The sequence below is a fragment of the Microtetraspora niveoalba genome (genome assembly GCF_001570405.1).
GTDB lineage: Bacteria > Actinomycetota > Actinomycetes > Streptosporangiales > Streptosporangiaceae > Microtetraspora > Microtetraspora niveoalba.
Window position 1 is genome coordinate 73648 of record NZ_BBYM01000050.1, and the last position, 8558, is coordinate 82205.

An 8558-nucleotide genomic window follows, 5' to 3' on the forward strand; every position below is an offset into this window, starting at 1 on the left:
GCCTTGCTCCCCGGGGCCCTGTTCCCGGGGCCTTGTTCCCGGGGAACGGCCGGACCGCCTGTTCTCCCGGTCTCCCCCGGGGCCGGGGGAGCCGGGCGGTCGGTCAGCGTTCAGGGTCGATGGCGCCGTCGGCCTGCTTGCGGACCGCGTCCAGTGGATCGGGCAGCGGGTTCTTCGCCGTCTCGATCTGGCGAGGACGACCGGTGGTCTCGCTGTCCTCGGCCTCGGCCTTCGCCTCCGCGGCGGCGCGTTCGGCCTCCGCGACGGCCTCGGTCCCCGCGGCGCGCTCATACGCGCGCTCCTCGGGGGCGCGGGTCGCCGCCGAGCGGGGCAGCGCCTCGGTGAACGCCCTGGAGACGCCCTGCAGCGCGGACGTGACCTCGCTCGGGATCACCCAGAACGTGTTGCCCTGGCCGTTCGCGAGCTGCGGGAGGACCTGGAGGTACTGGTACGCGAGCATCTTCGGGTCGGGGTCGTTGCGGTGGACCGCCTGGAAGACCTCGTCGATCGCCTGCGCCTGCCCCTCGGCCTTGAGGATCTGGGAGGTGCGCTCGCCCTCGGCCCGCAGGATCGCGCTCTGCTTCTCGCCCTCGGCGGTGAGGATCTGCGACTGCCGCAGACCTTCGGCGGTGAGGATCGCCGCGCGCTTGTCCCGCTCGGCGCGCATCTGCTTCTCCATCGCCTCCTTGATGGTCTTGGGCGGGTCGATCGCCTTGATCTCGACGCGGTTGACCCGGATGCCCCACTTGCCGGTCGCCTCGTCGAGCACGCCGCGAAGCTGGCTGTTGATCGTGTCACGCGAGGTCAGCGTCTTCTCCAGGTCCATGCCGCCGACCACGTTGCGCAGGGTGGTCACGGTGAGCTGCTCCACACCCTGGATGAAGTTCGCGATCTCGTACGCCGCGGCGCGCGGGTCGGTGACCTGGAAGTAGAGCACGGTGTCGATGTCGACGACCAGGTTGTCCTCAGTGATCACCGGCTGCGGCTTGAACGAGACCACCTGCTCGCGCAGATCGATCAGTGGCCGCACCCGGTCCACGAAGGGGATCACGAAGTTCAGGCCGGGCCCCAGCGTCCTGTTGTACCGGCCGAGCCGCTCCACGTTGCCCGCGCGGGCCTGCGGGACGATCCGGACGGATCGCAGCACGACGAAGACCACCAGCAGGGCGACGACGATTCCCGCGATCAGGGATGGATCCATGCTCACTCCTGCACTCAATCCCGTGGGTAGACGAGGGCGGTCGCTCCCTCGATCTCGATGACGTCCACCGTGGCGCCCGGTGGGATGACGAGGGTCTCGTCGTAGGCGCGGGCCGACCACTCCTCGCCGCCGATGCGCACCCGGCCGTCCCGGCCGGTGACCTCCTGGGTCACGTAGGCGGGCCGGCCGACGAGCGCGGAGACCCCGAACTGGCGGGAGGGCGACTGCGTCATGTGTCGGCGGGCGATCGGGCGGACTCCGGCGAGTCCGGCGACGGAGGCGGCGATGAAGACGACGAGCTGGATGCCGATGGGGAACCCGATGGCGGCGACGCCCGCCGTGAGCAGCGCCGCGACCGCGACGAGCCCCAGGGCGGCGGTCAGCGTGAAGATCTCGGCCACTCCCAGGCCGGCGGCCAGGATGAGCCAAATGATCCACGAGTCCATTTTTTCGCCTCCATAGCGATAAACGGATCCCGTTTCGCAGGGGTTCCTTCTTTTACGTTAACTCTGTATGGGCGTCACGTGATATTTCAAGATTCGCGGGTGGGGCCGGGAGGATGAACGCGCGCGTCGGGCCGGGGGCGCGGAGCGCGCTGCCCTTGATCCACTCGTACCAGGAAAGCTGCCAGAAGCCCCAGCCGTTGTTCCATTCCAGCTCGCGGTCGGTTCCCGTGACGACGACGGGATCACCGCGCAGCGCGTTGTCGTAGAACCAGGCGGCCTGGTCGGGGCGGGCGTTCACGCAGCCGTGGCTCACGTTGGCCCGTCCCTGGGCCCACACGTTGTTCTTCGCGTGGACGTATTCCCCGCTGTTGGAAATCCGCACCGCGTGCCCGATCATCACGTCGTAATACCCGGGATCGCCCTTGGACCGCCCCGGCGAGATCATGCGGACCGGGTTGCCCTTCTCCATCGTCAGGTGGACGCCGCTGGTGGTCGTGTACTCCCTGGTCGTGGCCATGCCCGCGCTGATGGCCATGCGCTGGGCGACCTCGCCGTCCCGGCGCACCACCATCCGGTGCGTACGGGTGTCCACCGTGCTGACCATGCGCCGCCCGACCGCGAACGAGACCGTCCGGTCCGCCGTGCCGTACGTGCCGGGGGCGGAGCGCACGCCCGCGAGGTGGGCGGTGAGGACGACACTCTGCCGGGCCGGCCACAGCTTCCTGGTGCGGAACACCACCTGAGTGCCGTCGAACCAGTGCCACGCGCCGTCCACCGGCCCGCTGTAGGCCTTCGAGTACGCGGTGGCGCCGTGCTCGCCGTACGCGGCGGGGGTGGCGAGCGGTGTCGCGCGCACCTCCAGGGCCCGCTCGACCGCCTTGCGGTCCTGGACGGGCTGGTCGAAGGTCACGATGATCGGCATCCCCACGCCGACGGTCTCGTGGTCGTTCGGCGTGACGGCGAGGATGTCGAGCGATCGCCGCGGGCGCAGGGTGCGGAACCGGCCCATCAGCCGGGTGGACCCGCCCAGCCCGCCCGCCGCGGCGGTCACGACGTACTCGGTGTCGGGCGCCAGCGCCCAGTCGGACCGCCACACGGTGCGGGTGGCGTTGAACCTGCCCGGCACGGCGACGCCGCCCGCGTACGCGGTGAGGGCGGTCAGCGTGCCGCCCTGCGCGGTGACGACCAGGCCCTTGTCCGGCCGGGCCGCGGTCGCGTCGGGCGCCGGGGACATCGTGATGCGTGGCGTGTCGTGCGGCCGTTCGGCGGCCGGGGCGGTCACGTCCGAGCAGCCGGAGGCGACGAGCAGCACCGCCGCCGACAACGCCGCGGTCATCCGCCCCCCGCCGCCCGCCGCGTCCGGCCCGCCGGTACGCCTCGGGGCGGTGGGCCCGGGGCCGGTCCGGCGTGCGGTGGATGCCAGAAGCGGAGCGTTCGGGTGCGCGGTGGCGGCCGAGTGCGGAGGGGCCGCCGGGAGGAGAGCCGTCGCCCATGCTGCGAACCGCATCCGCTGCCTGCCTCCTCGGTGCCCGATCCAGGTGCCGTGGACCTTCCCGGCTCGCCGCGGCCGGCCTGTGCGGCTCCTCGCGGCTGTGCCGTTCCACCGGGGCGCCCCGGGTGCTCCCTCACCATGGCGAGGGAGCCACGGGACGTCTTCCTGGCACTCCGTAGCAGTATAGGTACTCTACGTGGCCGGAGTGATCCTCCCGGTGACCTCCCCGAGCCCGATCCCGCCCGGCGCCACGGCGCTGATCGTCACCGTGTCGCCGTCCTCCAGGAAGGCGCGCGTGGTGCCATCGGCCAGTTTGATCGGTTCGGCGCCGTTCCAGGTCACTTCGATGAGCGAGCCGAACGCGCCCTCGCTGGAGATCGTCCCGCTGGCGAAGAGGTCACCCGTGCGCAGCGACGCGCCGTTCACCGTCATGTGGGCGAGCATCTGGTCGGGCGTCCAGTACATGTCCCGGTACGACGGGGTCGAGATCGTCTCGCCGTTCAGCTCGACGCGCAGCGTGAGGTCGAGGCCCCACGGCGCGTCCCTGCGCAGGTAGTCCATCGGCGCCGGGTCCTGCTCGCGGCCGGCGACCCGCGCGCCGTGCAGGGCCTCCAGCGGTGTGATCCACGGCGAGACGGACGTCGCGAACGACTTGCCGAGGAACGGGCCGAGCGGCACGTACTCCCACGCCTGGATGTCCCGCGCGCTCCAGTCGTTGAGCAGGGTGACGCCGAAGACATGGTCCTCGAACGCCCCCGCCCGATCGCCGAGCCGAGTCGGCGCGCCCACCACGAACCCGAGCTCGGCCTCGATGTCGAGCCGCGCCGAGGGGCCGAACGACGGCCCCGGCATCCGCTGCCCGCACGGCCGCCTGATCGGGGTGCCGGAGACGACGACCGTTCCCGCGCGCCCGTGATAGCCGACGGGGAGGTGCCGCCAGTTGGGCTTCAGCGGCTCCTCGTCCGGCCGGAAGATGCGCCCGAGGTTGGACGCGTGCTCCAGCGAGGCGTAGAAGTCCACGTAGTCGGCCACCTCGACCGGCAGATGCATCGTGACCTGGTCGAGCGGGATCAGGTGCGGCTCGACCGCGGCCCGGTTCCCCGCGCTCCCGCTGCTTCCTTCGTCGGTGGGGCCGTCGGCGGCGCGGTCGCGGACCCGCCCGTCGGCGAGGAGGGTGCGCAGGCGGGCGCGCGTCCCCTGCCATGCCGTACGGCCCCTGGCGAGGAAGGGGTTGAGGCTGGGAGCGGCGAACACCTCGTCGTGCAGCACGGGCGCGAGGTCGAGCACATGGTCGCCCACGCGCACGCCGACCCGGGGCGGCTCTCCCGGGCGTGAGAAAACGCCGTAGGGCAGGTTGTCCAGGCCGAAGAGCGACTCGTCCGCTCCCGGCACCCAGCTTCGCGTCACCGTCGTCCTCTCGGTCAGTCACATGCGGCCGTTGTCAGGGGCCGGTCAGCGGGCCCACGTCCAGGCGTACGCCGGATCCTCGCAGGCGAGGGCGGCCGCGCCCAGGTCGAGCGGGCGGAACGTGTCGATCATCACGGCCATCTCGCTCGTCTCCGAGTGGCCGCGCCGTACGGCGTCGACGACGGCCTCGACGGCGCCCGGCTGCGGCCCGTGCGTGAACCCGGCCGGGTGCAGCGAGATCGACCCGACGTCGATGCCGGAGCCTCGCCGCGCGCTGTAGTCGCCGCCGACGTAGAACATCAGCTCGTCGGAGTCGACGTTGTGGTGGTTGTACGGGATCGGCACCGCGTCGGGATGGAAGTCCAGCGGCCGGGGGCAGAACGAGCAGATCACGAAGCCCGGGCCCTCGAACGTCTGGTGGACCGGGGGCGGCGCGTGCGTCCGCTTCACGATCGGCTCGAAGTCCTGGATGTTGAACGCGTACGGGTAGAGGCAGCCGTCCCAGCCGACGACGTCGAAGGGGTGGTGGGCGTAGGTCAGCCGGGTGAGCCCGCGACGGGTCCGCACGAGCACCTGCGTCTCCCCGCCGTCCACGACCAGCGGCTCGGAGGGCGCGCGCAGATCGCGCTCGCAGTACGGCGCGTGCTCAAGGAACTGGCCGTACGCGGACAGGTAGCGCCGGGGCGGGCGGATGTGCCCGGCCGCCTCGACGACCAGCGCGGTGAGCCGGCCCTCCGGAACCCACCGGTGGATCGTCCCGGTCGGGATGACGACGTAGTCCCCCTCGGCCGCCTCCAGCACGCCGTACGTCGACTCGAAGCGGGCCCGGCCGCTCGCGATGTAGACGCACTCGTCGCCCATGGAGTTGCGGTAGAGGTCGCTGGGCCTGTCGGTCGCGACGTACGAGATGCGGACGTCGGAGTTCCCGGCGAGCGGTTGCCGCCCGGTGATGAGGTCTCCGGTGGGGGTGAGATCCGGGGTTCTGAAGTGCCGCGGAGAGAGCGGCAGGTTGGGCGTGAGGTCGGGAGCGGCGAGGTCGACGGCCTCCGCCTTCACGATCGCCGTCGGCAGGTGGCGGTGGTAGAGGAGCGAGGAGTCGGACGAGAAGCCCTCCTCACCCATGAGCTCTTCCGCGTAGAGCCCACCATCCGGACGGCGGAACTGGACATGGCGCTTGCGTGGCACTTCGCCCACGACACGGTAGTACGGCATTGGTCCTCCGCGTACGGAATGCGGACGTCGATGTCCTCTATACGTACGACGATCCGCCATCGCCGCAGAGATGTCAAACCCTTCGGACCACAAAGAGATGATTTGTTCAGGCATGGCGGGAAGCTCTGCCCGCGCGAACGTGCCGACGACCCCGATCCCGACCCCGGCGTCAGCCCCGGCGTTGGCCCCGGCCCTGGCGTTGGCGTCGGCCCTGGCCAGGCGTCGGCGTCGCCGGGTATGCCGGACGGTCGTTCGTCCGGATAAGCCCATGCACCCTCGGCCGCGGCGTCACGGGATGCGTCACCAGGGCGTTACCGGGCGAGGGTGCGGGCCAGGTCGCGGGCGGCTTCGGCCACGCGGGGGCCGACCGTATCGATGTCGAGCATGCCGAAGGTCACGACGCCTACGGACGCCTCCAGCCACGGAAGGCCCCGGACGGGTACGGCGATGCCCCGCGCGCCCTCCTGCAACTGGCCCTCGGTGACCAGGAACGGCCGCGCCGCCTCCTCGCCCGCCGCCTCCTCGCCCGCCGCCTGCTCGTCCGGCGCCGGCTTGCCGTAGGGGGCCGTCTGCCGGCCCGGCACCGCTCTCTCACTGAGTGCCGTCTGCCCGCCCGGCACTGCCTTCCCATGAGGGGCCGCTTCCTCGCCCGGAGCCGCTTCTTTCGTGGGCGACGCCGCCCTCCCCGTCGTCGTAGTTCCCGACGCGGCCGCGTTCGCCGGTCGTGCCTTCTCACCGGGGAGCCGGGAACCGGCGGGCGTGGCCGCATGGCCGCGCCTCGTCTCCTCGCGGAGGGCGAGGATGGCGAGCCCGGCGGCTCCACGCGTGAGCGGATGGCGGGAGCCCTCCCGATAGGAGAGATGCATGTCGGTCCACGAGGGCTCGACCACGGCGACGGCGACGCCGTCCTCGCCCTCCGCGACGGTCAGATGGGCGGTGGCCCCGACCTGCTCGGCCAGCGCGCGCAGCGCGGGAAGCGCCGCCGCGCGCAGCAGGGGTTGCACGGCCTGGGCCATCACGAGCACCCCGAAGCCGAGATGGACCCGGCCCTCCGCGTCACGCCGGGCGAAACCCTCGTTCTGCAACGTGGTGAGCAGCCGGTAGACGACGGGACGGCTCAGCCCGAGCTCCTGAGCCAGCTCAGTGGGGGTGCGCCCCCGGTTCCCGTCGGCCAGCAGCCGCAACAGCCGCAGCCCTCGCTCCAGCGTCTGTGCCGATTCCGCCGCCATGCTGCGATTATCGCCGCCTCGATGACACCAGTGCGGAGTGGACGACGCGTTCGTGGCCGGCCCCGCCGGAGGGCGACGCCGCGAGGCACGCGCCTGGCGCACTGCCGGTCGCAGGAGAGCGACGTCACGGCCTCCCGAAGGGCGAACTGCCGACCCGTTGGAGGGCGACGTCACGCCCCTGAGGGGGTGAACTGCTGGCCCGCCGGAGGGCGACGTCATGCCCCCGAGGGCGGCGAACCTGCTGGTCGCCGGTGATGACGTCACGCTCCCCGAGGAGGTGAACTGCCGGGCGCCGAAGAGCGATGTCCTGGGCCCCTGAGGGGTGAACTGGCGGCCCGCCGGAGGCCGACGTCACGCCCCCCGAGAGTCGAACTGCCGGCCGCGCCGCCGTGAGGCGGCCGGGGATACTCGGCGAGAGCGTCGGGGAAGACGCTGTGGCCCGGCGTGGACCGTCAGGCGAGCGGGCGGCCGCTCTGGAGCCAGGCGCCGAACTCGTCGAGGTTGATCAGCCCGTCACCGTCGGTGTCGACCTTGGCGATCACACCCTGGGCGCCCTCCTCGGTGATCCGCTCGCCGAGCACCTCCATGAGGCGCACCAGCTCGCCGGCCGAGATCAGGCCGTCGTCGTCGCTGTCCACGAGGTCGAACGTCGCCGCGTACTCGCTCATGTCTTCTCCTCGCCCGGCGGCTCGTCGGAGTCCGAGAGCGTCCCCGGCTATGGGTTCAGGTTGGCGAGCAGCACGATAGCCGGATAAGTCACCACCAGTGCCGTTTTGCGGCAAGTACTGCGCCGGTGTCGCGAAGTACTGCGCCTGTGTCGCGCACCCCTGGTCGTTTGCGGCTGTGACGAAGAGGTCGTTGTCCTCAGGAGCCCGGCCAGCGATGCGGTCCGCACGCTCCCCATCGGGTGAAGGCCACATGGGCCGCGGCGGGTAATCAGCTCCTTCTTTTGTAAGAGGTCGTGGGCCTCAGGGGCCCGGTCGGTGATGCGGCCCGCACGCTCCGCCCACCTGATGGACGCCGTCGGCCCCGGCGGGTGCTGAGCTCTCCCTTTGGCACCGCTCCGGTCCTCGACCTCATCGGTCACCGCGGGGAAACGTCGTGCAGAGGCTCGACGACCTCGTCGGGCCTGTGAGAGCGGTCACGTCCCGCTGAATGGTGTAACTCCAGCCGATCATGTGAGGTCGGCGAGTTGTATCGGAACGTTGTGACTATGACGCGGCCAGCGCGGTCGGCGCCAGCGGTTCGCTCATATCTCCGCTCGGCTCGCTGGTCGGTGCGGCGAGTTGGGCCATCGATCCCTCCGAGAGGTAGCGGCGGTCGCTGACCTGCCATTCATCGTGATGTTCGGCCAGCACCGCGCCTGCTAGGCGGGCGAGGGCTGCGGGGTTGGGGAAGACCCCGACGACGTCGGATCGGCGTTTGATCTCCCGGTTGAGCCGTTCCAGGGGATTGGTCGACCAGATCTTCTTCCAGTGCTGGGAGGGGAAGTCGGCGAAGGCGGTGATGTCGTCGGCGGCCTCGAGCAGCATCTGCTCCACGGGCGGGAACTGGCGGCCGAGCATGGTGGC

The 8558-nt window shown here is 71.3% G+C and carries 8 protein-coding genes; all 8 read right to left on the reverse strand.

Translation table 11 applies throughout. From position 1 onward, the window contains the following. Positions 1–103: 103 nt before the first annotated feature. On the reverse strand, positions 104–1201 hold the full coding sequence (locus tag AWQ70_RS34665; protein WP_067185982.1) for an SPFH domain-containing protein: 1098 nt from the start codon (positions 1199–1201) through the stop codon (positions 104–106). 14 nt (positions 1202–1215) lie between these two features. Further along, the gene (locus AWQ70_RS34670) at positions 1216–1647 is read right to left on the reverse strand and encodes an NfeD family protein (RefSeq protein WP_067185984.1); all 432 of its coding nucleotides are present in this window, start codon (positions 1645–1647) and stop codon (positions 1216–1218) included. A gap of 52 nt (positions 1648–1699) precedes the next feature. Then, entirely contained in the window at positions 1700–2983 is a 1284-nt protein-coding gene (locus tag AWQ70_RS34675) for a L,D-transpeptidase (RefSeq protein ID WP_067185986.1), read from the reverse strand. A 348-nt stretch (positions 2984–3331) separates the two neighbouring features. Beyond that, positions 3332–4546 (reverse strand): fumarylacetoacetase, encoded by a 1215-nt coding sequence (fahA, locus tag AWQ70_RS34680; RefSeq protein WP_067185988.1) that lies wholly within the window; start codon positions 4544–4546, stop codon positions 3332–3334. 45 nt (positions 4547–4591) lie between these two features. Then, positions 4592–5758: a homogentisate 1,2-dioxygenase gene (locus tag AWQ70_RS34685; protein WP_067185990.1), complete on the reverse strand. Its 1167-nt coding sequence runs from the start codon at positions 5756–5758 to the stop codon at positions 4592–4594. A 311-nt stretch (positions 5759–6069) separates the two neighbouring features. Beyond that, on the reverse strand, positions 6070–6987 hold the full coding sequence (locus AWQ70_RS41775) for a helix-turn-helix domain-containing protein (protein WP_245647295.1): 918 nt from the start codon (positions 6985–6987) through the stop codon (positions 6070–6072). 452 nt (positions 6988–7439) lie between these two features. After that, entirely contained in the window at positions 7440–7655 is a 216-nt protein-coding gene (locus AWQ70_RS34695) for an EF-hand domain-containing protein (RefSeq protein ID WP_067185992.1), read from the reverse strand. Between the two features lie 543 nt (positions 7656–8198). Continuing rightward, positions 8199–8558, reverse strand: a 360-nt coding sequence (locus tag AWQ70_RS34700) for a transposase (protein WP_174552452.1), incomplete at its 5' end; no start/stop codon positions are given.

What these genes read in the sequence shown, in the direction of transcription:
- AWQ70_RS34665 (WP_067185982.1), bottom strand. Translation starts at nt 1,201, where the DNA reads ATGGATCCATCCCTGATCGCGGGAATCGTCGTCGCCCTGCTGGTGGTC.
- AWQ70_RS34670 (WP_067185984.1), bottom strand. Translation starts at nt 1,647, where the DNA reads ATGGACTCGTGGATCATTTGGCTCATCCTGGCCGCCGGCCTGGGAGTG.
- AWQ70_RS34675 (WP_067185986.1), bottom strand. Translation starts at nt 2,983, where the DNA reads ATGACCGCGGCGTTGTCGGCGGCGGTGCTGCTCGTCGCCTCCGGCTGC.
- AWQ70_RS34685 (WP_067185990.1), bottom strand. Translation starts at nt 5,758, where the DNA reads ATGCCGTACTACCGTGTCGTGGGCGAAGTGCCACGCAAGCGCCATGTC.
- AWQ70_RS41775 (WP_245647295.1), bottom strand. Translation starts at nt 6,987, where the DNA reads ATGGCGGCGGAATCGGCACAGACGCTGGAGCGAGGGCTGCGGCTGTTG.
- AWQ70_RS34695 (WP_067185992.1), bottom strand. Translation starts at nt 7,655, where the DNA reads ATGAGCGAGTACGCGGCGACGTTCGACCTCGTGGACAGCGACGACGAC.